Source organism: Streptomyces sp. NPDC104381 (assembly GCF_055583745.1).
The window spans coordinates 1-24,272 of record NZ_JBVJNK010000013.1; the positions used below are offsets into that span (position 1 = coordinate 1).

At 67.9% G+C, this 24,272-nt stretch carries 15 protein-coding genes; 10 read left to right on the plus strand and 5 right to left on the minus strand.

Going from position 1 to position 24,272, the window contains the following annotated elements; all coding sequences use genetic code 11:
* Positions 1-450 precede the first annotated feature (450 nt).
* Positions 451-603, minus strand: coding sequence for a hypothetical protein (locus ACZ607_RS33535; RefSeq protein ID WP_469741372.1), 153 nt, complete (start codon positions 601-603; stop codon positions 451-453).
* A gap of 579 nt (positions 604-1,182) precedes the next feature.
* Here ACZ607_RS33535 and ACZ607_RS33540 point away from each other — a divergent pair.
* The gene (locus tag ACZ607_RS33540) at positions 1,183-1,782 is read left to right on the plus strand and encodes a hypothetical protein (protein WP_469741374.1); all 600 of its coding nucleotides are present in this window, start codon (positions 1,183-1,185) and stop codon (positions 1,780-1,782) included.
* A 27-nt stretch (positions 1,783-1,809) separates the two neighbouring features.
* On the opposite strand, the gene mobF is transcribed toward ACZ607_RS33540, so the two are convergent.
* Positions 1,810-5,895 carry a MobF family relaxase gene (gene mobF / locus ACZ607_RS33545; protein WP_469741376.1) on the minus strand — a complete coding sequence of 1,362 codons (4,086 nt, stop codon included), beginning with the start codon at positions 5,893-5,895 and terminating at the stop codon, positions 1,810-1,812.
* A 273-nt stretch (positions 5,896-6,168) separates the two neighbouring features.
* On the opposite strand from mobF, the gene ACZ607_RS33550 reads away from it, so the two are divergent.
* Together ACZ607_RS33550 and ACZ607_RS33555 are read left to right on the plus strand one after the other, a co-directional pair.
* The gene (locus tag ACZ607_RS33550; protein ID WP_202076564.1) at positions 6,169-6,645 is read left to right on the plus strand and encodes a hypothetical protein; all 477 of its coding nucleotides are present in this window, start codon (positions 6,169-6,171) and stop codon (positions 6,643-6,645) included.
* Positions 6,646-6,694: 49 nt separating this feature from the next.
* Positions 6,695-7,645 carry a hypothetical protein gene (locus ACZ607_RS33555; protein ID WP_469741382.1) on the plus strand — a complete coding sequence of 317 codons (951 nt, stop codon included), beginning with the start codon at positions 6,695-6,697 and terminating at the stop codon, positions 7,643-7,645.
* 794 nt (positions 7,646-8,439) lie between these two features.
* On the opposite strand, the gene ACZ607_RS33560 is transcribed toward ACZ607_RS33555, so the two are convergent.
* Together ACZ607_RS33560 and ACZ607_RS33565 are read right to left on the minus strand one after the other, a co-directional pair.
* Positions 8,440-9,432: a sigma-70 family RNA polymerase sigma factor gene (locus ACZ607_RS33560; RefSeq protein ID WP_469741386.1), complete on the minus strand. Its 993-nt coding sequence runs from the start codon at positions 9,430-9,432 to the stop codon at positions 8,440-8,442.
* Entirely contained in the window at positions 9,425-9,691 is a 267-nt protein-coding gene (locus tag ACZ607_RS33565) for a hypothetical protein (protein WP_469741391.1), read from the minus strand. The genes ACZ607_RS33560 and ACZ607_RS33565 overlap by 8 nt, the downstream gene beginning before the upstream one ends.
* A gap of 228 nt (positions 9,692-9,919) precedes the next feature.
* On the opposite strand from ACZ607_RS33565, the gene ACZ607_RS33570 reads away from it, so the two are divergent.
* The 5 genes from ACZ607_RS33570 (at position 9,920) to ACZ607_RS33590 (ending at position 15,429) form a co-directional block, all read left to right on the plus strand.
* On the plus strand, positions 9,920-10,180 hold the full coding sequence (locus ACZ607_RS33570) for a hypothetical protein (protein ID WP_147982252.1): 261 nt from the start codon (positions 9,920-9,922) through the stop codon (positions 10,178-10,180).
* A gap of 2 nt (positions 10,181-10,182) precedes the next feature.
* The gene (locus ACZ607_RS33575) at positions 10,183-10,554 is read left to right on the plus strand and encodes a fic family toxin-antitoxin system, toxin component (protein ID WP_147982283.1); all 372 of its coding nucleotides are present in this window, start codon (positions 10,183-10,185) and stop codon (positions 10,552-10,554) included.
* A gap of 366 nt (positions 10,555-10,920) precedes the next feature.
* Complete coding sequence (locus tag ACZ607_RS33580) at positions 10,921-12,150, plus strand: hypothetical protein (protein WP_469741395.1); 1,230 nt, start codon at positions 10,921-10,923, stop codon at positions 12,148-12,150.
* 877 nt (positions 12,151-13,027) lie between these two features.
* Positions 13,028-14,185, plus strand: coding sequence for a ParA family protein (locus ACZ607_RS33585; protein WP_319654269.1), 1,158 nt, complete (start codon positions 13,028-13,030; stop codon positions 14,183-14,185).
* Positions 14,182-15,429, plus strand: a complete 1,248-nt coding sequence (locus ACZ607_RS33590; protein ID WP_469741398.1) for a ParB/RepB/Spo0J family partition protein — start codon at positions 14,182-14,184, stop codon at positions 15,427-15,429. The genes ACZ607_RS33585 and ACZ607_RS33590 overlap by 4 nt, the downstream gene beginning before the upstream one ends.
* A gap of 154 nt (positions 15,430-15,583) precedes the next feature.
* Here ACZ607_RS33590 and ACZ607_RS33595 read toward each other — a convergent pair whose 3' ends face one another.
* Entirely contained in the window at positions 15,584-17,056 is a 1,473-nt protein-coding gene (locus tag ACZ607_RS33595; protein WP_469741400.1) for a S1 RNA-binding domain-containing protein, read from the minus strand.
* Positions 17,057-18,768: 1,712 nt separating this feature from the next.
* Here ACZ607_RS33595 and ACZ607_RS33600 point away from each other — a divergent pair.
* A complete protein-coding gene (locus ACZ607_RS33600; protein WP_469741402.1) occupies positions 18,769-19,635 on the plus strand; it encodes an alpha/beta hydrolase family protein in 867 nt (288 codons plus the stop codon).
* A complete protein-coding gene (locus tag ACZ607_RS33605) occupies positions 19,632-24,113 on the plus strand; it encodes an NACHT and WD repeat domain-containing protein (protein WP_469741404.1) in 4,482 nt (1,493 codons plus the stop codon). The genes ACZ607_RS33600 and ACZ607_RS33605 overlap by 4 nt, the downstream gene beginning before the upstream one ends.
* The last annotated feature ends 159 nt before the right edge of the window (positions 24,114-24,272 follow it).

Here is a 24,272-nt window from a genome sequence, read left to right on the forward strand (position 1 = left end):
TCACCACACCCACCCACCCGGCCGGTGGCCGACGACCCGACTCACAGCGCATCTCGACTGCAACAGCGATCCATCACTGATAGGCAGAGAAGCTCGGAACGTCAACCAACTCTCGACAGTAGTAACGTGATCTCGTTTTTAGACGATCGGCGTGACCAAGAAAAATGGATTCGCTGAAAACCTATGACTGCGAAAAAACTGGATCCTGAGGATCGACAGTTTCTATTTTTCTGGCCTGAACGAAATCTCTGATTTTTTCGCACCAGGCTTCGCTGAAAAATTGAGAGGTGCTAGTCTTCAGCCAGCGAGCACAACAGAAGTTGGTGGCTCAGCTTCGAGTCCACGACATGGGTGGACCCCACGACCGCCGGCCAAAGCGAGAACGTGGGGTCCCTCGGTGAGGACGAAGTCTGATGGGTCTGCCCCTGCAGAGGGCGGGCCCATCAGCGCTTACAGGTGTGCCAGCCAGATCTTGAAGGCGTAGTACGCCGTCTGTGCCAGTCCCCCTGCGAGTCGAGCCGCCTCGGCAGCTCGACTCAGAAGCTTCGTCTCCACCGGCTTGGGGTCCCCCTGCGGGACGCCGTTGCCGGTCACCTGCATCACCTCCCTCCTGGGTGAGAACACGTGTGTCTCACCCCCTCTTCGAGGGAGGGCCTGCTATTCGAGAACATTACACGATGACTCCCGCCTTTCCGCTCAGAGATGGGGAGACTGATGTCGTTAGCGGGCCATTCCGGAGGCGACAGGCCGGGGGTTTGTGTTTTCCGAGGAAAAGCGCTTCTGCGTCCTGCGGGCCCTCACCTGCGGATTTCTCCTGGCCTCTGGCCTGGAAGCCCTACGAGCTTCGGGGTCGGCCCGGCATCTGGATTCCGCCAGCAAGTTCAGCAAGCTGCCTTCGGGCGACTCCTGACGGGACGAAGGGCCTGGCGCGGCCATGCCCCGGGTGCTCGCGCGGTGGACCCGGCTCCGGCCCGGCCTGGGCGATGAGGCCACCGGCCGCCGGGTCTCCTCCACTACCAGGCGGTGCTCCTCCCGGGCGGGCGGGTGGGCCTCTTCTTCCGACGACGGCGGCGAGGCCGAGACGTAAGCGACGTGTTCCTCCATCTCGCGCGCGATGGGTCGGTTCCAGAAGTCCCGTACAGACTGCGACGGTAGCCGCAGGGGTCTGTACGGTCCGCGCCCATGACTCATACGAACAGGACTCAGCCTGTCCTTCGCAGGCCGCGCCGTCAGCCGGGCCGCCCTACGCTCCTCACCCCGGCCGTCGCGGATCTGCTCACCCGCGCGACGGCCGTGGGCCTGCCCATGAAGCAGGCCGCCGACGCCGCCGGGGTCGGCCGATCCTCCTTCCTGAGCTGGATGCGTGTCGGCGAGGACGTCGTAGAGGAGAAGCAGGGCGGGAGGCTCGACGTCGACTCGCCCGACCCGTGCGCGGCCCTGTACGCCCGAGTGACCCGAGCCCGCGCAGCGGCGGCCGTCCGCGCCACAGGCAGCATCGAGGAGGCAGCCCGCGGCGCGGTCGTCTCCGAGACCTACCGGACGTGGACCGACCCGATCACCGGTGAGACCCGCAGCGAACGACGGATCCGCCGGCGGCCGGGTGACTGGCGCGCGTCGGCCTGGCTGCTCGTGCGACTGGGCCCTGAGCCGAAGTCGCTCGACGAGCTGCTCGACGAAGAGGACGCGCGGATCCGTGCGGAGCGGTGGGAGGACAGCATGGAGCGGGCCCTCACGCCGCACCTGCAGGAGCTCGCCGCACGCCTGCAGAAGACGCTCGCGTAGTACGAGGCGGAAGACTCAGCCGCCCACTCACCGGCTCCGGGAGGGTCCTGACCGGCCCTGGGAGGGAGGCCGGTAACTGGGTGCCCTCTGTGCCTCGATACGAGCGTTGTGGGTCTCCTGCGCCTGCCGGACCTCTGTACGCGCCCGCGTCTCTGATTCGTGAAGCACCGGATGGTGCTCAGAGATCCGGGCCCGCAGAGCCTTCTCGGTGCGTGCGTCGGTGGCGACGCCCCGGTACATGACCCCGTTCTCCCGGGCCTTGACGGCCTGGCCGTGGGCGCGGGAGACGCGCTTCTCGTCGCCGGTGTCGATCTGCTGGACGCGGGCGGGGATCCGGACCTCTCGCATCTCGGTGAGCCGCGCGGCGAGGGTGTCGACGTCCGGCACCTGGTGCTCGGTGGCACCGAGCACAGTCGCGTACGGGCTGCTGCGCACGATCTCCCACGCGGCCTCGGCGGCGCGGGAAGCCGCGATGCGGGCGTCGGAGGCTGCCACCCACCCGGCGGCGCGGTCCTCGGTGGCCTGCTGGGTGAGTTGGCGGTGTTCCTTGCGGGAGGTGCCCGCCATCCGCAGCGCGATTCGACCCTTGCCCTCGGCGGCCGCTAGGACGCGCAGGTGCTCGTCGGCGGCCGCGGCGACCTGGGCGGCCGCCTCCTCCCGGGCCTGCTCGACACGGGCGACGGCCCGCTGCTCGTCGGCGCGATCGAGCAGCGGGTAGATGGGCGCGACTTCCCGCCGGCCCCGGGTCTCGCCGCGGGCCCTGTCGGCGGCGAGCTGCTTCTGCAGGGCGCGCTCGGTCGCCTCGGCTTCGGCCGCTGCCTTGTCTTCGCGCCGGGCGTCGACGGGGCCGTTGGCGATGAGCCGGGTGAGCTCCTGGTCGGTCCGGTCGCCGTACGGGCGGCGGTTCCAGGCCCGGACCCCGGCCAGCTCCCACTCCTCCTGCATGTCGGCCAGGCGCTGCTTCTGCTCGTCCGTCAGCCGGTACTCACGCTGCTGTGGTTGGGCTTCGCGCTGGCGTGGGTCGTGAACGGTGGTGGACCGTGCGCGTGCCGCGCTGGCCCTGACGGCATGGGTGCGGGTCGGCGACGGCACGATCGCCGGGGCCGGGGCCGGCGGTTCGTGGAGCAGGTCGGAGACCATCGCGTCCGGCCGCGACTGCCCGAGGTACCGGGCGAAGGCGTCGACGGCGCGCTCCAGGCGCTCCTTCTCGGTGCGTGCGTCACCGAGCCGGGCCCGGGTGTCCTCGCTCTCGATGACCGCGAGCGGGAGCCACAGGTGGTTGGCCTTCTTGCCGCGGGTCAGGCCCGGGTACGTCGCGAACGCGTTAGCGCCGTGCCCGTACAGCAGGCTCGTGTCGCAGGTCATCCCCTGCGAGGCCGCGATCGTCATGGCATACCCCAGCGACAGGGCCCCGGAAGCGACCTGGTCCGGCGTCAGCCACACGGACACGAAGGCGTCGTCCTCGCCCCGCGTACGGGTGCGCCAGGTGATCTCGATGCGCCCGTCTTCGGAGATCTCGCTGACGACGGCCCGGTACCCGTTCAGCAGGTCCGGCCCCTCGCCGCGGCGGCTGCGGTAGTCGTTGGCCCGCACCCGTACGGCGTCGCCGGTGGCCAGGGTGAGCCGGTCCCCGCCGGGCAGGGCGTAGGTGTGCTCGGTGCCGAGTTCGCCGGCGGCGCGGCGGATCTGCTGGGCCCCGGCGTTGAGCGCGTCGACGTCGGCGTTGCGGGCGGCGAGCACCACCAGCTCGTTGACGAGGTCGTACGTGTCGGGCCAGCGGTCGCGCCGGAGCTCGTCCCACGCGGTCAGGATCTGCGAGCGCGCCTCATCCGCGGACTCGGTGGGGTGGATCCGTCCCCGGTCGGCGAGCAGGCGCAGCGCCTGGTCGTGGTCGCCGGTGCGCCACACCTCCAGCGCGTGCCGTTCGGCGGCGTCCTCCTGGCGGCGGTTCTCATGCAGCGCGCGCCCGCCGACCAGCCGGTGGACCTCCCTGAACCAGCCGCCGGCGCCCACAGCCTGGAGCTGGAGAGGGTCGCCGATGCCGATGAGCTGCGTGCCGGTACGGGCCGCCTCGCGCATGAGGACCTCGGCCGACCTGTCGTCCACCATCGTGGCGTCGTCGACGACCAGGACATCGACGCCGGTGAGACCTGTGCCGGTGCGGATCTGCTGGATCCAGGCCGCGACCGTACGGGCGGGGATCCCCGACGCCTGGGTCAGATTTTGGGCGGCGACGGCGCTCAGGCACGCACCCGCGTACGTAGTACCGGTGGCGTCCCACCCGATCCGGCACGCCTCCATCAGCGTGCTCTTGCCGGCTCCGGCGACGCCGACGACCGTGTCGATGCCGTGCCCGCCGGTCAGCATCCGGGTCACCGCCGCGCTCTGCTCGCCAGACAGCTCGAAGCCGGACGCGACCTCGAAGACGCCGACCGCCGCCGCCTGATCCGAGGTCAGCGCGACCCGGCCTTCGCCGTGGCGTGCGAGCGCCTGATCCCGTACGTACGCCTCCGCATCCAGGATGTCCTGCGTCGTGTACCGGGCCGTCGACGTCATGACGGTGGAGCCGTAGTCCGGCACGCGCACCGCGTACCCGGCCACGTCCAGGACGTCGTCGACGAGCTCGTCCAGGCGCCCGGATCTGTCGTCGATCCCGTCCCGCAGAGCGTTGCCGACCGCTGCGAGCAACTGCGCGCGGGAGAACGTCGTATCGCTCCGGGTGAGGCCGGCATCGGGGTGGAACACGAGCGCGGCGAGGTCGGCCGGGGGCGGGATCTGCGGACCGCTGCCGGGACCGTCGATGCCGAGCCCCCCGTCCGGGCCGGGTGGTCCGGGGGCGGCGGCCGCGACCATCGCGTCGACGTCGACACCCGCGTCCTCGGCCCGCTGCCGCCAGCTCTCCCGCATCCCCGCCGTGCCGGCGGAATGCTTGGCCCGCTTGGTCTGCAGGGAGACCTTCGCCTTCTCCTGACGGCTCGCGTCGGTGCCGGCGGTCCGGTCGACCAACGTCGCCCGGCGGGAGAACTCCGTCCGCAGCCGCTCCGGCACCCCCGCGACCTCCCATGCCCCGGTCTGCTCGTTCTGCTCGCGCCGGACACCGAACCGGGCATAGGTGAGCGCCCGCACCCGCGCCTTGAACAACGCGTCGGCGGCCGCCGCGTGCCGGTGCAGGTCCTGCCCGGAGTTCGCGATCGACCGCCACTGCCCGTCCTCGCACAGCGCCAGGTTCGGGATGGTGACGTGCAGGTGCAGGTGCGGGTCGCCGGGCTGCCCATCCCCCATGGGCCGCGCCGCCTGGTGCTCCACGGACCAGCCCATCAGCCCCCCGGTCGCAATCCGGACCGGGCGCCCCTCCTCGCTGCCGACCGCGTAGCCGACCCAAGATTCGAGCTCGGTGAACACGTCGCGCTTCGCCTGGTGCACCAGGTCGCGCAGCTCCCGTTCCTCGAGGTCCGCCATCACGCCCTGCAGGACGCTGTCGGACTTGGGGAGGTCCAGCACGAGGTCCCATCCGCGGACCCGGTCATCGACCCGGACGTCGGCGTGCTCCCGAGCCTCGGCCAGCTCGCGCTCGCCGTAGACCTCGTCCAGGGAAAGGCCGGCGGCGCGCGCGAGCTTGTGCAAGGTGGTCACCTGCATCCGGTGCATCTCACCGAACCGGTGCACCATCCGCTGCTGCTGTGCCAGAACCTTCTGCTGCTTCGGCTTGCCCTCCAGCAGCTCGGCGGCCGTCAGGCTATTCTCCCCCGCCGCGGCCTCGATCGCCTCGACCAGCCGGGCGGTCGTCAGCTTCGCCCTCTCGTGGGCGCGGACCGAGGTCTGCGTACGGATGAGCCGGGCGCCCGTCTCCGGGTGGCAGCCGGTCATCAGGCGCCGGGCGGCTTCCTTGCCGTCCTCGCCGAGGACCTGGCCGTCGGTCAGTCCGATCGCCTGCAGACCGCTGCCCATCCACACCAGAGCAGCGCCCTGCAGCCGGTGGTCGGTCCGCTCGTCGACGGCGCCTTCCCGCACCACGGTCTGCTCGGCCGACGCCTCCACCACCGCGCACCCGGCCTGCTCCCGCAGCCGGTAGTCGATCTGCTCGTCTGCCGTGATCTTCGTCAGCCAGGCCACCGGCCGCCCCCGTTCGTGCTGCCCCGTCAGCAGGGCATGCGTCTTACGCTTTCCGGAGCGCAGGGAGTCCCGACAGGGGAACCCCCTTCGTCCTTCCCCAGAATTTGATCATGGCTGGAACGTTCGAGGTCAAGCACATCACCGTACGCCGGAATCCGGCGACGACCTGGGCCTCGTGGTCGCCCCCTCCCCCGCTGCACGCCACCGTGAAGAGATCGTCAATGATGAAATCGTGCGCGACAGCGCGTTCGTCATCACATCGCCGGGAGGGACATGTCTTTCGAAGAGGAGTGGGCCGACCTCAAGGCCGCGGCGGCCGCACGGATGCAGCTCAACGGTGCGCCGACGAGGGACCCAGGCACGACACCAACCGGCGCGGATCTCGTCGTCCACGACGACGAGCTGGGGAAAATCGGCCATTTCGCCTACCGGCTGCACAACAACCTCAAGGCGGACGGAAAGCTCGCCCAGACCACGACCAGGACGGCAGGCACGAGTCTGACGGCGGACGGGTTCGAGATGGGCAAGGCGCTGGCCTCCGCATCCACGGCGTGGGCAAAACAGGTAGGAATGCTCGTTGACGCCTGCGCGCACATCTCCAACCACCTCGACTACACGAAAGCGTCGAAGAAGAAGGACGACGATTGGGCAGCCACCCAGGTCAGTGCGACAAAGATCTCTGACTACTACGACGTCCCCGACGAGCACGCACGGCCCTCAGTACCGAAGCCACAGGGCCCGATCATGTGATCCGTCGCTGTTCTCCATCCGATCCTTCTTCATCTGAGCGAGGTGCCCGATGCTGGCCTTCCAGCAGCTTCTGAATCTCAGGACGAAGCCGCTCGATTCGGCAATCGACGACTGGGTTGCCATGGCCAAAAAGCTGCGGGAGCTCGCCAAGGACGCCGAAGACATGAACGTCTTCGCGCAAGGGACGGCCTGGAAGGGCCAGAACGCCGGCGTCACGAAGCCCTTCGTCACGAGGGCGGCCGGCGAATTCCAGGACGCGGTGACCCAGGCTGAGAGCATCACCAACCTGCTCAAGGGCGCCTACAGCGAACTGACGAAAGCCAAGGCCGAGCTCGTGGAGATCTACGAGAACCCGCCCCACGGCCTCAAAATCGACCCGTACGGGGTCGTCATCCATCTGGAGAGCTCGGACCCCGGCTCGGACGACGTCGACGTACTCGTCAAACGCATGGAGGCCATACTCCAGCGCGCGGCCGACGCCGATGCCCTCTGCACCGGTGGCCTGGCGGCTCTCACCGAAGACCCGCACCAGTTCAGCTCCGTGCACTACGCCTCCTTGCGAGACGCGAAGACACTCAAGGAGCAGGCGGCGCAGACGAAACTGGACACAGCCGAGTACGTGCCTCCCGAGAAGTGGGGCAGCGGCACCGTAAAGCCTGTCGCTGAATTTCTCAGCTACCGCTCCTGGATGGGCGGTGGCGAGTCGCTCCTTCGTGGAGACCTGAACGGCGCGGTTCAGGGATTCATCGGTGGCACGCCCGCTTACGCGGCCGGCGAGGCGAGCAAGCACCTCGAGAAGGGTTCGATCCTGAGCGACGTGAAGGGAAAGCACCACCGTCCAACCGCTCTGAACACGGTCGGCAAGTTCGGAGGGAAGATCTTCGGCGCTCCCGTAGCCGTGGTGGCGACCGTGGTCGACTTCGCCTACACCCCGTCGAAGAAGGGCCCGGAAGACACTCATGTCGATGCCCCGGCAGCACCGGGGAAGACGAGGTATTGATGAAGCACCTGCCAGGCACGCCACCCTCCGGCCGCCGGCGCTCGGGTCCGCCGGAGCCCGGTCGCCGGAGCCCGAGCGCGAGGCACCTGCTACGTCCCCGGAGTTCACGGTCATTCGTCCTTGGTCTGTGCATGTCCGTCGGCGGGCTCGCCGGCGGGGTGCGCGCCACTCTGGACGGGAAGGGGATCGGGACGATTCTCGGCATCTTCGGTATCGGGGTTCTCGGGCTCGTTCTCGCCACCGCGTGGGTCGTGACATACGCGCGCGAGCGCTGAGAATCTTGAGTCGGACGTAGTCCTGCCTTGGTCGTCACAGGAGGCACGGAACGATCCGCGTACCTCACAAGCGACGGCAGGTCGACAGCGCAACGGCTGGAGAATTACGCCGCCCGGCCCCATCTGAAGCTCAGATCCGTTCTCGGCGGATGCCCTGAACTCGATCCCCTCACCGGGCACGTCCGCGCGTTCCGGAAGATGCTCACCCAGCTCCAGGGCGACCAGCTCCCGCAAGGGATCTACGCGGTCCAGGCCCACGAACCGGTCGTGCGCCTCCCGGGCGGACTCGCGGGCGGCGGTGAAGTGGGTGCGGCGGCCTCGGGGGGCGAGGTAGTGGTTCTCGACGGTCTGTGTTCAGCGCACACAGGTCGGCCAAGGAGGGATCCAGCGAGTCAGATACGCGCGGCCCGTGCGGTGCCCAGGTGGCTCACACAGAGCACTGCTGTCGTGAAAGCCCACAGGGTCAGGGAAGCAGGAGCGTGGTCTGCATGACCTGCCGGCCAAGATTCCTTTCCGAAGTCATCCCCTGTGCGGCTTGGGGTCGTGGAGTCTGGTCCATGTCCGGATGTCCACGCCTCTGCTGTTGATGTCCTGGATCACGTGGCTGGCGTAGAACCTGGCCTCCTCGATGAGTTCCGACGAGACGCCCAGTTCTCTCGCGAACTCTGCATCCGTGGGTTCGCGCCCCAGAGTGCTGAGCGCACGTCCGTACAGCTGCGCTTCCTGCATCTGCCGGACGATCCGAAACAGGTGTGCGCTCCTGGCCTCGGCCCTGCGAACGGTGGTCCTCCTGATGACCCACACGACTCCTAGCAAGGCACTCAGCACCAGGACCGAGAGAGTCGTGGCCCACGGCGAGTACCCATCGAACCTTCGAACGGCAGTCCTGATCCCGGGGCTGCTGGCAGGGATCAGCTCTCCTCCCCCGAAGGACGCGAAACAGCTCACGAGCGCGAAGGCCAGGCAGCCTGCCGTGCCAGCCAGAAGGAGGGTCAGCGCACGTGTCCCCCGCCTGACGTGCTGGGCGACCGTTCCCCTGTGGAGTCCTGTCATGCCGGCGATCTCGGCATGGGTGTAGTCGAACCCTTTGGCGAGCATGATCATGCGCTGCTGCTGCCTCGGCAGGGTTCGTAGAGCCGCCTCAAGATCGAGATAGTCGGCTGCGTCGTCCTGACCGACCGCTTCGACAGAGGAGACGTGGATGAAGCGGTCCTGATCCACGGAGTGCAGGTTCGTATCGATCGGCTGCGCCACTCCGATCCGGCGGCTCTCGTCGCGGACCTTGTTGGAGATCACCTTGTACACATAGCCGGCGAGGTTGTCGATCGGCTGCTTGGAGCAGTTGGCCAAGGTGACAGCCAGCGCCTCCTGCACCAGGTCGTCGGCACCCAGCCGTGACTCCGGAATGCCCTCTCGCGCAAGACACCGGCGGGCGTGGGCGAAGAGATCCCGCTTCTTGTCCACGTACATCACAGCCAGCGCGGCTGCTGCCTTCTCCTCCGGTTCAACCACGGCTCTTCCTCCCCCGTTGCCTTCCGGCTCCTTCGCGTTGGCTCAGAGGGTGGACGACAACGCTCCTCGCCCGCTGCACTTCGGCCGCCTTCGCCCGGACGATCTCGGCCTTGGCGAGGGCTCGCGAACTGTCAGCCCAGCCCTGAGCCCGGATCAAGGTCGCCTCCCCTTCGGCGCGATGGCGCGCCGCCAGGCTCTTGACCAGCTTCTTCACAGACGGTGCCAGCACGACCAGCACCAGCAGAACGACGAGCTCCATCGCCCCTTCTCCTCATCTCCGTCCTGTTCACCTCCGCTCTTCGGTGGCGGTTCCAGGCGCTTCGAGATGTAAGGGGAGCGGCAGCCCGTTCTGCATGACCTGCCAAAGCTCCTCACGCCGTCCTCGCAGTGAGAGAGATTCATGCAGAACTGCCCCGCGTGTGCGGGTGCGGGGCGGCCGGCCTCCGCACACCTTCTCCTATTGCTACCACCCTGCTACCTTGAATGTATGACCTCCCAGAAGAAGCAGACTCAGCTCCGGCTGGAGCCGGGAGTGCTCGCAGCCGGAAAGGACGCGGCGGCAGCTCGCGGCCTCGATTTCAACCGGTACATCGAGCGACTCATCGCCGAGGACACATCCGGAGCCCGAGCCGCCGGGATGGCGGGTGCCCAACGCCTCCTGGACGAGCACGGTTCCTTCCTCGACGCCCTCGAGAGGGATCTCGACTCCCAGCACTCCCCCGCACCCAGCCGGGGTGCCGCTGCGTGAGCATGTCCTTGCACGTGGACCTCTCCTGGATCCTCGAAGTAGCCGAACGCGCCGGCCACCACGACCCGGCCCCGGAAGACCTGGGGGTCCCCCTGGCCGCGGTCGCCCGTCACCGCGCGGAACTCCTGGAGACTCCGGTCTACCAGGGTGTCTTCGCCAGAGCTGCGGCTCTGGTGCACACCCTGGGGCGGCTGCGCTGGCTGGAGCGGTCCAACCTGAGCGTGGCGAGCGCCGTCGCCGTGATGTACCTGGAAGCGAGCGGCGTTCCTGTGGCACCGACACGGGAGCAGTTGTCAGCCCTGGCACACGAGTTGTACGACCCGCACTGCACAGCCGCACGCATCGCGGCTCTTCTGCGGACCTGGCGGGACTGAGATCGGTGCGGGTGTTGTCCGCGGACAACACGCTGCACGCGCGGGCCGTGCGTAGGGGGCCATTCGTGTTGTCCGCGGACAACACGCTCTCCACCACTGTCTGAAGACCCGACCACAGCGGCAGTGGCTGCCCGTTCGCCGTGAACTCGGGCGACCACCACAAGATCGCTCAGGGTTGTACCGCGGGCCAGCAGGGCCGCGGTGGATCCGGATGGCGTTGGTCTTGCAGGGCCCGATGGGTCCCCGAGGAAGATTGACATGGCGCCGTTGTTCGCCGAGGCCGCGTCATAGATGCCGCCCGAGCATCTACGCTCGATGCCCGGGCGGCAGTGATCGCGCCGGATGGGTTCCGAGGGGGAGTAAGCGATGCGCGCGGGGTGGATACGGCTGTGGAAGTGGACGGCGTACGGCGGGATCGGACTGAGCTTGTATGCGGGCTGGTTGACGTTCGATGACATCCGGGACCATGCCTCCAGCGAGCGCCACATCAGCGCGGCGTGTGATCGGCTGGTGTCCGGGGCCGCAGTGATGGATCTGCAGGGCGGGATGATCCGGGCAAAGGGCAGCGACTACGAGAAGTCCAGACTCGATGTGGACGAGCTGCCCGGTTCCTGCACCGTCTACAAGGTGCCTGGGCCCGGCAAGACCACGAGCCTGTTCACGCTGACTGTGCGGGGCAGCGACGCTTCCACACCGTTGTACTGGGTCGGTGATGACGGTGATCTCGAGCCGTTCAGTGACAGTCGCGGGAGTCAGAAATCTGATGTCACAGCGATCGCTGACCGGCGCCCCGAACCGCGTCCGATCGGCGATGGTGCGCTGGGCCGGTACGGAAACTGGTACACCACCATCCGCGCCGAGTGCGGCCCGGGCAGCCGTGCGACGGCTCCGAAGCTGCTGAATGTGACGGCCCGCGCCGACTACGAGGACGTTTCCGCAGCGGACCGTGAACGCCTCGCCCACATCGCCCGCTCGGCCGCCGAGAAGCTCACCGACCGGATCGGCTGCCGGACCCAGCTGCCCGCCCTGCCTGACGACCAGTTGGCGTCCGTCCCGTCTGCCCTTCGCCCCGCACAGTCGGCGGGCGGTTCATGCCTCTGGTTTGCCCGACACGTCAAGGAACGAGAACAAGGCCGACTGCCCGACCGTGCCCTCGCGGCACCGACCCGGGACTCCTACCCCGTCGAAGGCTGTCTCCTGGCGGTCAGCCCCGACCAGGTGGGCCGTATTGCCGACGGCTTGCACGACGACGACCTCGATTACGCACGCAGTGCGCTCACGCACTCACCATGGTGGCTGCGCACCAGCTCCTACTTCGGCGCGGAGGCGCACACGGTGGGATACGACGGCAGTGACAACGAGCCCAAGGTCGTCACCGCGGGAACGGCCGGACACGCGGGCGGCGCGTGGTGGGCCTCCTCCATCTGCGACGGCAAGCCTGCCCTGCACACCCTCAGTTCCAGCTACACCTATGACAACGTGCTCGGTCCCCAGACGCTGTCGGCGCTGTTCCACGCGTACGTCGACGACATCACCAAGCGGCGCGGCTGCACCCGAGTGACGTATCCGGACGCGAAGGACTTCCGTACGCCCTGAGCGCCATCCCCACTGAGCACGTCATCTGGCGGATGATGCCAACTCGAATGCCCGCGCGGAGCAGGCCCTGATCGTCCAAGGACTCCGCCACCGTCGGGATGGGACCCTCCCCGCGTGCGCGGGGAGCAGTCCTCGGTCACGACGCTGACCGAGGTCTCGCCGGGGCCATCCCCGCACGCGCGGGGAGCAGGCGATGTGGCGGCCCACGCCGTCAGGGTCGGCGAGGCCATCCCCGCACGCGCGGGGCGCAGTTGACGTCGTCGAACTTCCCGACGCTGTTGCGGGGGCCATCCCCGTACCCGCAGGGAGCAGAGGGAAAATCTCCGTCCGCCGCAGGTCAGAGCGGGGCCATCCCCCGCACGCGCGGGGAGCGGGTTTGTGACGGGCCAGGATCTTGAGGTGTGGGGCCATCCCCGCACGCGCGGGGAGCAGATGTCGATACGCCAGTTGACCAGGGCCGGGACGGGGCCATCCCCGCACGTGCGGGGAGCAGCTGATCCAGCCGGTCCGCGAAGCGCTGGACGTGGGGCCATCCCCGCACGCGCGGGGAGCAGGACTGGATCCACTGGGTGCGGTCCCGGCGGGGGGGGCATCCCCGCACGCGCGGGGAGCAGAGCACCGTACGCGCGTGCCGGTACTCCGACGGGGGGCCATCCCCGCACGCGCGGGGAGCAGACTCCCTGACCTGCCGTTCTATTGGCCGCCAAGCCGATTCTGATGCACTTTCATCGAATCCGACATTGTTCCCCAACCCCTCAATTCGGGCGCCACTTCAAGCGGTTCGACTCGATCATCTCTCCCGCAACGGGGCGACACGCCACAAATTTCCGACCCCGCCTGCACCACAAACCCGCATCGAGGTGAGTAAGGTAACCGCATGACCGTCCCATACTCCCCCGACGACAGGGAAAAGGTAGTCGCCAAGCTGCCCGCCGCCTTGCGACAAGAACTCAAGGTCAGGGCCGCCGAGTTCGGCGTCGACATCAAGGACGCCGTGACCGAAGGCGTCCAGGCGTGGCGTGCAGATGATGCCGAGCGCGCCCCCGTGGACACCACAGGCGGCAGCTCGTTCTCCACCTATCTCCCCACCGGGCTGTACGGGGAGTTCAAGGACGACTGCAAGCAGCGCGGCATCCCCTTCAACCAGGGCATCGCCCAGGCGATTCGCCTCTGGCTCGACACGCACCCCTCCCCCCGTAGAGGCGCGACGCGGCCCAGCTGGGCCCGCAGGTTCATCTTCGGCAACCAGAAGGGCGGGGTCGGGAAGACGGCCACGTCCTCCGGTGTCGCCCAGGCGCTGGCCGAGGCCGGCAACCGCGTCCTCCTCATCGACTTCGACCCCCAGGGCCACCTCACCAAGCAGCTCGGGTACGACCTGTTCGACATCGAAGCCCCCAGCCTGGCCAAGCACATGCTGGGCGAGGCGAAGGGAGAACTGCGTGAGCTGCTCGTCCCGATAGAGGACGGTGCCTTCAGCGGTCGGCTGTTCATGCTGCCGGCCTGCAAGGACGCATTCCTGCTCGACGCCAAGCTCGCCACCAGCCGCTTCGTCCGCATCAAGGAGACCGCGCTCGAGAAGGCGCTGGAGCCGCTGGAGAGGGAGTTCGACTACATCGTGGTCGACTGCCCGCCCAGCCTCGGCTACACCATGGACACCGCGCTGTACTACTGCCGCACACGCGAAGGTGAGACGCCGGGCCTGTCCGGCATCTTCATCCCCGTGCTCGCGGAGGACTCGTCCGCCGACGCGTACGACATGCTCTACGACCAGATCCAGGACCTGTGCGCCGACATGGAGGTCGAGATCTCCATGCTCGGCTTCATCGTCAACATGTACGACAGCCGCAAGGGCTACATCGCCACGTCGTCGCTGCACAGCTGGAAGGAGATCGGTGACCCGCCGGTCATCGGTGTCATGCCTGAACTCAAGGAGCAGCGCGAGTCCGTGCGGCTCAAGCAGCCTCTCCTCTCCTACGCCCCGGAGTGCGAGCAGTCCGAGATCATGCGCGCCATCGCTCGGAAGGTCATGTCATGAGCGTCGCTGACCGGCTCGGCACCGGCTCCTCCTTCGGGGGCGTGCCGCGCGGCCGGAGCGCCCGAGGTCGGGCAAAGGCCATAGTGCAGGGCGATGTTCCGGCGTACGAGCTGCGGCGTCTGCAGCTGGACGATGTCGCGCCGACCCCGCTCAACCCTCGTCGCAACTTCGGTTCGGAGGAGGATCTCACCCGCTTCGGTGAGGAGCTGCGCGTCGCCCAGCTCGCGGCGTGCGTCGCCGTGTCCCGTCCCGCGTACCTGAGGCTGTGGCCCGAGCACGAGGCGCAGATCGGCGATTCCGCGTACGTACTCGTCAATGGCGAGCGGCGATTCCGCAGCGCGGTGCACGTAGCTCTGGAGGCGTTGGACTTCGTCGTACGCGACGATCTGGCCGCCTCTCGCGAGGAGTTCGTCGATCATCTGCTCAAGGAAAACCTTGAGCGGGAGGACTTCGATGTCGTCGAGCGTGCGCGCGGCGTCCTCGAGCTCGTACGGGTATGCAGCGAGGAGTCGGAGAAGGGGGCCCGGGCCCGGGCTGCCAAGCGGTTGGGGCGTGACCGTTCCTGGGTCACCAATCAGCTCGCGCTCCTCGAACTCCCCTCCGAGCTGCTGACGATGCTCAGCTCGGGATCTCTCGCCGAACGTGACGGCCGTCTGCTCGCACGGCGGCTGAAGGAGGAGCCGGCGCTCGACGGGGCTGGGCTGCTGGCGCATCTCAAGGAGACCCGGGAGCAGGAGGCTCGCTCGCGCGAGGAGGAGAAGCGTCTCCTGCAGCAGGCCAAGAAGACCGCGGCGACGCGGTCCTCCGCCCCGGCCGAGAGCACAGGAACCGTCGACCTCTCCCCCGCACCCGAATCCGTGTTGTCCGCGGACAACACGCCGCGCGAGACGGAGGCCGCTCCGTCGGCCCCGCATCCGACCCCTTCGCCTGGCAAGAATCCCGTCCCCGCTGAGGAGCGCGTGTTGTCCGCGGACAACACACCTGCCGAGGAGCAGCGCCCCCCGGCGGCAGCGGCGCCCGTCCCTTCTCCGACGTTGTCCGCGGACAACACGCACGGCACCACAGAAGACCCTGCCGAGCCTGCGCCCCAGGCGTACGGGACAACTGCACCGGCGGAGGAGCGCAGTCGGCTTCTTGTGCGCCAGCTCGGGACGTCAGTCGAGGAGCAGGCACGTACCCTCGCGTCCGGCCTTCCTCCTGAGCAGCTGACGCAGCTGATCGAAGAGCTCCACGCATACGTGTGAGAGGGCTCATCGGTTCGGTGCGCCGGAGGCAATCGCCTCCGGCGCACTTCTGTTTCCAGCTGCGGCAGGGACCGCCGGGGGGCCGGCCGGCTGCGGCCGGCCTGCGCAAACGGCTCAGCCTCCCCGGCGTACCGAAGAGGCAGGACCGGCCGGCTCAGACCTCTGGGTCGGCCTGTCGCTGGGACAAGGTGATCCGGCGGCGCTCCAGGTCCACACCCAGGATCTTGACGCGTAGAGCACGTCCGATCTCGATGCCGAACTGGGGGTCCTCCACCTGTGTGCCGGTCAGCTCGGAGTTGTGCACCAGCCCTTCCAGACCGTTCTCCCTCTCCTCTATGCGCACGAAGACACCGAAGGGAACGAGCTTGGTGACGGGTCCGAGAACCGAAGTGCCGACCCGGGCCGTCAGCTCCTTCATCGGGTCGTCCTGCAGAGCTCTGAGCGACAGGGCCAAGCGCCCCCGGACCGCGTCCACACCCAGGACCTGTACGGGAATGCGTTGGCCCACGGAGACGACATCGGACGGATGAGCCAGCGGGCGCCATGACAGCTCTGGGATGTTGATGATCCCTACGTGCCCCTCGACATCGACGAAGGTGACGCCGAAGGGGGCTGTCTCGATCACTGTGCCTGTCACAACCTGGCCGGCCCGCAGTGATTTGAGGAAGGCCCATTTCCGGTCGTCCGGTGTCGGCTCGGTCCGCCAACGCGCCCGTACGACGCCGTCGCTGTCGGGCAGGACAGCAGTGAACAGTGGCACGCAATCATCGGCGTACACGGGCATCAGGGCTGCCGCCGTGGCGCCCGTCATCCGCACGGTCAACTCCGCGTGGTCCGCCTCATCTGCCAGAGCACTGTGAACCCGGCCGTCCGTGTCCTGCCACACTGCTTCCACCAGGCCCTCCTCGGGAAGTGAGCCGAGGACGGCGCCGACATCGGGGGAGAGGGCAGGCCAGACAGCCAGTCGGGCACGCGGCACAAGTCCAGCGCGTACGGCGCCGAGGGTCTCACCACTCAGTTGATGCCACCGGGAGGCTCCCTCGACGTACGTCTCCTCGAGCAGCCCCGCGCGTCCTGAGGCAACGGCCCAGGCCAACGCTGACCAGAACTCGGCGTCTGCCGGCCGTTGCACGTCCGGCGATTCCGCCTCCACGGCGTAGGGGGAGGCGTCCAGGTTCTCAGGAAAGAGGCCCAGCGCACGGGTCCGCGCCACCGCAACCTCGCTGGGCCGGCTGGTGCAGACGTACAGGTACTGGTCCCATCCCACATGCACTTCGAAGATGCCGTCCGCCTCCAGCCGGCACCAGGCGCCACCCTCGCGCAGCATGCATCTCACCAACTCCAGAGCGGTGGGCAGCTGCACTTCCGCTCCGTCGTGGAATCCGTGCAGGCCGTTCGGGAAGAGAGCGCCCAGCCCGTAATCGTCCGCTGCCGCCGCAACTCCGAGGTGAGCCAAGGACGGAACTCCGGGTTCGCGTACGGCGAGACGGTCGATCCCGGCGTCTGCGGCGAATGCGGCGACCGCCTCGAGGTAGGCCGCTTCGGACTCGCCGCGATCGCTCACGATGTCCTGGGGCCCGTGGTAGTGACCATGCTCGTCACGGTCGGCGGGGTCGTACTTGGTCACGCGGTAGACGTAGGGAAGCACGGCTCCATCCTGGGGCATGAGCTTCTTTGGACGACAGGTCGGGAAGATCGCCGCTACGAGGACGTGGCGAGGAAGCAGGGGTGGGAGTGTGTTGTCCGCGGACAACAACTGAGGGACTAAGCGCCTTTCTGGAGCATGCCGGGGCGCGTGCCCAGGCAAGGCCATGTCGGGATGAGCTCTTTCGGTTGTTGTCCGCGGACAACAACCGAAAGAGCTCATGAACTGAGATCAGGGGCCTACCACTAGCCCGCGTGCGCGGGGAGCAAACACCCGGCATGTCCGCAGACGTGTAGGCGGTGGGACCATCCCCGCGTATGCGGGGAGCAGATCGTCATGGCGTGCGGCATCGTCCCGGCCCTGGGACCATCCCCGCATGCGCGGGAAGCAGAGGACGTCCGCGAAGGGGTTCACGGTGCCGTAGGGACCATCCCCGCCCGCGCGGGGAGCAGGCCGTACCGCCGCCGTAACGGACGTCGGGCGCGCGATCATCCCGCGTGCGCGGGAAGCAGGCGGACAGCGGCTTGCGCAGCGCGTCCAGGAAGGGAGCATCCCCGCGTGCGCGGAGAGCAGACGTTCGTCGGCCCGAACGGCGTCCACAGGAGGGGACCATCCCCGCAGGCGCGGGGGGAGGGGTGGCGGTCAGAGCTGCGTAAGGCGTCTCGTCCGAACCATTCCCCACTGGCGGAGGAGCAGACCCATAGCTCCCAGCGCGTGTCCGAGTAGTGGGGGCCAACCCTGCGGACGCAGGGAGCGGCTGACGACACTGATCGCGAGACTCAAAGGCGCGGAGTCATCCCCGCGCGTGCGGGGGAGCCATGTGAGCCGCGCTGTATGACGTCCTGCTCGTATGGGCCATCCCCGCATGCACGGAGATCAGTCGGTCGGTGTGCAGCTCCGCCGCACCGTTGAGAGCCATCCCTGCGTTTACCGGGAGCAGTCCGGGCCCCGATCAAGCCGTTGCGACGATGAGGCACCCCTCCTTCGCAAGTGAGCAAGCGGGTAGTGAGCGCGAGCCCCTGCTCGCGGCGCCATCCGAGCCTGGACAGGGAACAGGAGTCGGAGTGCAGGCTGAGACTATCCCTCGGCCACTGAAGACAGAGGGTGCCGAGCGTCTGACCACAATCCGGGTTGGGACCATCCCCGCGAGTGCGAGGAACGGGACCGCAAGATGGCCCTGGTCCTCCCCGACGTGGGGTCATACCTGCGGGCGCACGAGAAGCGGATCGGCGCACTGCTCTAGCCGCGCAGGAGGTTGGGACCATCCCTGCTGACGCGGGGAGTACATCGGTCGCGGCTACGCCGCCCCTAGGCCAAAGGGGCCATCCCTGCGGACGCAGGACACAAAGACCTGCCGCCAAAGGTACTTGAGCTTCGGGCCACCGCCGCACTGGCGGAAAGCAGAGTGCACTGCCCCATGGGATGAAGGCCTGGTCGTGATCTGCCCCCGCCGAGAGCGGGCGGCAGCCCCGAGGCCCAGCTCGGTGCAGGCGCTATCCCTTCATATGGAGGAGGCCCATGTCTCTCGTTCGGACAGCGTCGGAGTCACCGCCCTACATCGGCGAACTGCCAGGCGGTGCCCGTCTGCCGACCAGTTCCAGGACCAGGACATCACTGTCGCTGAACCTCACCCCTCCGAAGGAAGCCCGCATTAGCCTCGATCCGAGCGAACAGCACACAGGCGGGGAGCACGGGTGGCACGCATCGTCGGAGTACACGGAATTCGGCAGTCGCAAACCTCGAAGTCACGGCTGACTGCGGAGTGGAGCAAAGCGATCAACCGTGGGCTCGGCAGCATTGAGCAACCCGTCATCGGGGCAGGCGCTCTAGAACTGCCCCACTGGACCGGGCTCCTGGCGCGCGGAGCCGACCGGCTCGGCGCAGAGGATGACCTCTTCGGTACGGCAGCGCCCCTGAGCCAGGAGGAGATGGCGTTCGTCACCGACGCCTTGGAGGAAGTCGTCCACCGCGACGACCTATCGAGTTTCGAGGAAATCGAGCTCCAGACATTGGGATTGCCCCGCCTCTGGCCGGCTCGCCTCACCCGCCTGGTGATGGCATACGACCACCGCTACCCCCGCGGCGGAGGCAAACTGTTCGTCTCCGCGATGCGCGAAGTGCGGTTCTACCTCTACGAGCCCGGACTTGCGGCTCGTGTCAGGGAGCTGGTCGCAGATGCTTTCGGCGATGACACCTCCGTAGTCGTGGGGCATTCACTGGGAAGTGTGATCGCCTACGATCTGCTGCGTCGGAGCCAGATCCCTCCGGAGCGGGTGGCCAAGGTACGCACCCTCGTGACGTGCGGCTCGCCTCTGGCAATCCCAGCCGTACGCCGCGGGCTCGGCATCGTCGACGGCGAGCCGTTGAAGCTGCCTGGTGACATCGCGTGGGTCAACGCCTTCGACCCAGGGGACTTCATCACCGGCGGCAGGGGATTGAGCCACACGTCGTCGGCTATCACGGACGCGCGGGTCCGCAACGGTGTGGTCGATCCCCACAAGGCCCTGACCTATCTGCGAACCGCTCCGGTAGCGCACGCCATCGCCGGCGGGGAGCGGTGAGCGAGCCGAACACCGACGAGTGGGGTAGGCGACGGCTCGTCGAGATCGCCATTTCGGATTACGACGACGACACCTACCCCACACCACAGGACCGCGAGAACTTCAGGAAGGGCATCGAGGCCCAAGTGGCCGTTGTCGAGGAATGGTGGGTTTCGAGCGGCTCCTCGTACGGGAGACGTGGTTTCGATGTCGTGAAGCCGAACGGCCTGCGCACCGTCCGCGATCTGCGTTCCTTTCTCGACGAGGAGGAGCTGGCAGACGCCGACGACGACGAGGTCCTCGTCGCCTACATCACCGGCCATGGCGTGAGCCGTGATTCCGAGATTCACTTCCTGCGTCTGCCCGACTCGGACCAGAACCGGGTTCTCAACACCGCTTTCCAAACCGCCGAACTCGTCACAACTTTGCTGGACTCCCACGCCTCGCACGTCCTCGTGATGGTCGACTCCTGCTTCTCCGGAGTATTGAGAAGGGACCTGGACAGGCGACTTGCCGCCCTCAGCGACGAACGGCGCGGGCTGAAATCGCTCGTCGTACTGACGTCGGCTGACGAGTACACATCGCCTCGCCTTGAGGCTTACTCCCGCCTCCTGAAGGCGATGATGACGCACTTCAAGAAGGAGTCCGCAGGCTACGCCCTTCCATACCTGAGCTATGGGGACTTCTTCACCGCGATGACGAAGGTCTACCTACCTTCACTCATGGCTGACGTGCAACCGGTATGGCCGCCGGAGTCGCTGCAACGCGACAAGGAACATCAGGAACCCAGCCCCTGCCTGCCCAACCCCGGATACACAGCGAAGCCCGACGTCGTCGAACCGGCGCGTAGCGCCGTCGCCTGGAGCCCCGCCGACCGCGACTCGTACTGGCTGTCACGGGCATCCGGCCAGCCATCTCCAACCTCAGGGGTGACCGGCTGGTACTTCACCGGACGGACAGCTCAGATGAGGCGCGTGAACGAGTTCCTCGCACGGGAGGAGGGCACGCTTATCGTCACCGGTGAAGCTGGCTCGGGGAAGTCGGCGCTGCTCGCCCGAGCCGTCACCCTGAGCGATGCCCGCTTCCGGTCTGACGAGACCTACCGTCATGTCATCGAGACGACCGCACCCGACCTCCTCGTGCCGGTGGGAGCGATCGACGCTGCGGTGCTCGCGCGCAATGCGGATACCGACGAACTGACCGCCGCTCTGTACGAGGCGCTCACCGGTCGGCTGCCTGAACGGGGGGCCGGGATCAGGACGGTCGACCTGATCCTGGACCATGCCCTGGATTACCTCCGTCGCGAGGGCCGGGCCCTGACCGTCGTCGTGGACGGCATCGACGAGGCAAGGAATCCGACCCGGACCATCACCGACCTCATCCGACCACTGTCCGAGCAGTGGTCCGACGACGGACGGCCTGCAGTGCGGATGCTTCTGGGCATTCGCAGCGCGCACGCCCCTGTCGCGGGAAGGCTGCAGCCTTCCCGCGACAGGGCATCCGACCTCCTGAACCTTCTGGTCCGCTCCACGGAGTCCGGTGAACCGCTGCGGACGGACACCTGTGCCGCACCAGACATCGCCGCGTACACAAACACTCTGCTCAGGGCGTTGTTCGGACTGAACGACGACGCCGTACACCCTGATGTCCAGCTACTAGAAGAGCTCGCGGCCGCCGTGGCGGAAGAGGTTGCCCCGTCGTTTCTCGACGCCCGGCTCGCTGCGGAGTCACTGGAGAGGCGTAGCAGCCTCCCGGCCCCCGATGACCCTGAGTGGCGTGCCTCCCTCCGTCAGGGCACTCAGCTGCTCCTGCTCCGCGACCTCGAAGAGGTAAGCCGCAACACCGGCCTGCCAGCCGAGGCCGTCATCCAGGTTCTGCGGGCCCCAGCACTCGCTCGGGGCGCTGGTCTTCCGTGGGCCGAGGTGTGGCCGTGCGCTGTGGCTGCGCTCATGCCGCTCCCTACTACTGCGGAAAGCTTGATCCGTCAGGTTCGTGAGAGTCGCCTCGCCGGCTATTTGACGACCGCTGTCGAGGACGGTCGGTTCGTCTACCGACCCATCCACGAACGTGTGGGGGAGCTGCTGCGGAACACTCCCCACCTGCTCCTCGTCGAGTCGCTCACATCCGCTCACTTGCTCCCGGCCCAGGCGAACGTCAGCGAGGACCACCGCCGGCTGGCCGTCGCGTTCAGCTCCATACAAGAGTCCGACAACAGCCCACCGCATCCGTATCTGCGCCATCACCTCGTCGAGCACGCGGCGGCAGGCGAAGTGCTGAACGACAGCGTCGTCACAGGGAAGTTCCTCCCGTACGAGACGAGCGGGAATGTCCGTGGTGCGCTCGGACTGTTGTCGGAGCACACTCCGGACACCACACGGCTGTTCGCGTGGACAAGGATCGAACCGTTCCTGGGCGACGCTCCGCCCCCGGCACGCGCGGAGAGCCTGAGCTTCGCGCTCTGGGAGCACGAGGACGAGCGCCCCGTACGCACTCCGGCCATGGGCCACCCGCCGGAGTCCTTGGGGCGCCTCCAACCGCAGTGGAAGGACTTGACGGTCCAAGGCAACGTCCTTGCACGTCAGGAGGCACCGATCCGCTCCCTCGCATCCTTCGGTCTGCACGATGGGACGCCGCTGGTCGCGGTGGGTTGTGACGACGGCACCGTACAGGTGTGGGACCCCTCCACCGTGACTCCTCTCGGATCATCGATTCACCTGCCTGGTGGGACTGTCCGGGCCATTGCCGTTGTCCCTGGCCCGACCGGCCGGCCATGGGTGGCCGTGGGGACGGACGGCGGAGTTCAGGCGTGCGACCCGTTGAGCGGAGAAATCGTCGACCTGCCGGTGCGAGAACCCGCTCTCTGCATGTCCTCGTACACCGACGAGGACGGCCGGGTACTGCTGGCAGTGGGTACGGCGGAGGGGATCGTCCTGTTCGACACCGCCGGGATACGGCGAACGGCCGATGCCCAGGTGCGGCGCATCCTCGTCGGCTCGGTGACGGCGCTCGCGGCCCTGGAGCGCCCCGGCGGGCCCACCCTCTTAGCAGTGCAGGGCACCGACTCCGCCGACGTTCTCGATGGCAGTTCTCTCCGAACGCTGTGCAGAGTCCCGGTCCCAGGTCACGACGTCTCCGCGCTCTCGCTGATCGACGGGCGCAATGGCGAGGCTCTGCTCGCCCTCGCCACGCGGGCACGAGGCGGCGCGGTTCTGTTCTGGGAAGCCGTATCCGGTGAGGCTCGCCCGCACAGCACGATCCGGCGTGGCGCGTCCGTCCTGACCCCCTGCCGACAGGAGAGCTCCCGGGATCGCACCCTGCTCGCACTCGGTGGGACCGACGGCTCGGTGCAGCTATGGGACCCCACGACGGGTGAGGAGTCCTGCCGGTTTCCCACTGACCACACGGACGAGATCAGGGGGCTCACCGTCGTACCCGGCCCGGAGGGCGTTCAGGTGCTGGTATCCGGCTCTGCCGATCGGACCGTACGTGTCTGGAACCCAGAAGTCTGGCAGCGGCGCGCAGTAAGCCGTCGCGGCCCTCGGACCGTCGCTGGAAGACGATTCGCCCTGTCAGCGCACGGAGACGGCGGACCTCACGTCCTGGTGTCGGCCGGCCCCGACCGCAACCTGACCGTGCGCTCGGCGGAGAGCGGCGTGGTCCTCGACACCATCGCTCTGCCCCACCGTTCAGCGGCCGAGGGCCCTGTGAACGCTCTCGCCACGTACAGGTCGTCGGACGGCTCCACGGCGGTGGTCGTCGGCCTGCCGGACGGCAGCGTCGCCCGCTGGAACGGAACCTGGCTGCCGCTGAACGTCTGGACGTCGGCCGAGGACCGGTCCACGGCATTCGCTGTTTTCCCGCACGAGGGACGGACCGTGCTGGCTGTGGGGACAAGCAGCGGCTCGATCGCGTACTGCGACACGGAAACAGGCTTGGCGCTGGGGTGGCGCCACGGCGGGGGAGCCGGCGGGCCCATCCACGCCCTCGTACATCTGCCCCTGCGCGCAGGGGGTGTACTGGCTGTCGCCACCGGTGAGGGGGTTCTACTGTGCCGCCCGTTGCAGGTACCGCATCACGAGTTGCCGGCATCAATGGGCCCGGTGGCCTCGCTGGCTGCCTATCCAGGCGAGGACGGGGAGGACGGGTACCTGGTTGCCGGGGGAGCGGACGGCAGGATCCACGTGTGTTCGCCCGACCCGAGTGAGCCGACAGCCTTCACTCTCCCGATCCGCCATGACGGGCCGGTGTCCGCCCTCTGTGTCATCCGGTCCCCACACGCCCGGCCATTCATCGTCAGCGCGGGCCTGAGCGATACGACTCTGCGTCTGTGGGATGCCGGGACCGGGGAGGAATTGCTACGGCTGGTCACGGCAGCCTCGCTGACGTCGCTCGGAATCGTGCCCGCGGGAGAACGCGGTGGGGGATCATCACAGCCACTCATCATCTTCGGTGGTCCTGCCGGTGCCGCCGCCGTAGACCTTCTGCCATCGTCGATGTAGCCCGGCTCGGAACGGAAACCGACGTTCGAGGACCTGTGGCCTGGTCATCGGCACAGGTGGCCACTACTATCGGCCCGCCGCTGCGCACTGCAGCACCATCGCTCCGCAATGCGGGGATGGCCCTTGTGGGGACTGAAGAAGTATCGCCCCCCGCCACGC

What these genes read in the sequence shown, in the direction of transcription:
- ACZ607_RS33570 (WP_147982252.1), top strand. Translation starts at nt 9,920, where the DNA reads ATGACCTCCCAGAAGAAGCAGACTCAGCTCCGGCTGGAGCCGGGAGTG.
- ACZ607_RS33540 (WP_469741374.1), top strand. Translation starts at nt 1,183, where the DNA reads ATGACTCATACGAACAGGACTCAGCCTGTCCTTCGCAGGCCGCGCCGT.
- ACZ607_RS33585 (WP_319654269.1), top strand. Translation starts at nt 13,028, where the DNA reads ATGACCGTCCCATACTCCCCCGACGACAGGGAAAAGGTAGTCGCCAAG.
- ACZ607_RS33580 (WP_469741395.1), top strand. Translation starts at nt 10,921, where the DNA reads ATGCGCGCGGGGTGGATACGGCTGTGGAAGTGGACGGCGTACGGCGGG.
- ACZ607_RS33555 (WP_469741382.1), top strand. Translation starts at nt 6,695, where the DNA reads ATGCTGGCCTTCCAGCAGCTTCTGAATCTCAGGACGAAGCCGCTCGAT.
- ACZ607_RS33550 (WP_202076564.1), top strand. Translation starts at nt 6,169, where the DNA reads ATGTCTTTCGAAGAGGAGTGGGCCGACCTCAAGGCCGCGGCGGCCGCA.
- ACZ607_RS33590 (WP_469741398.1), top strand. Translation starts at nt 14,182, where the DNA reads ATGAGCGTCGCTGACCGGCTCGGCACCGGCTCCTCCTTCGGGGGCGTG.
- ACZ607_RS33575 (WP_147982283.1), top strand. Translation starts at nt 10,183, where the DNA reads ATGTCCTTGCACGTGGACCTCTCCTGGATCCTCGAAGTAGCCGAACGC.
- ACZ607_RS33565 (WP_469741391.1), bottom strand. Translation starts at nt 9,691, where the DNA reads ATGGAGCTCGTCGTTCTGCTGGTGCTGGTCGTGCTGGCACCGTCTGTG.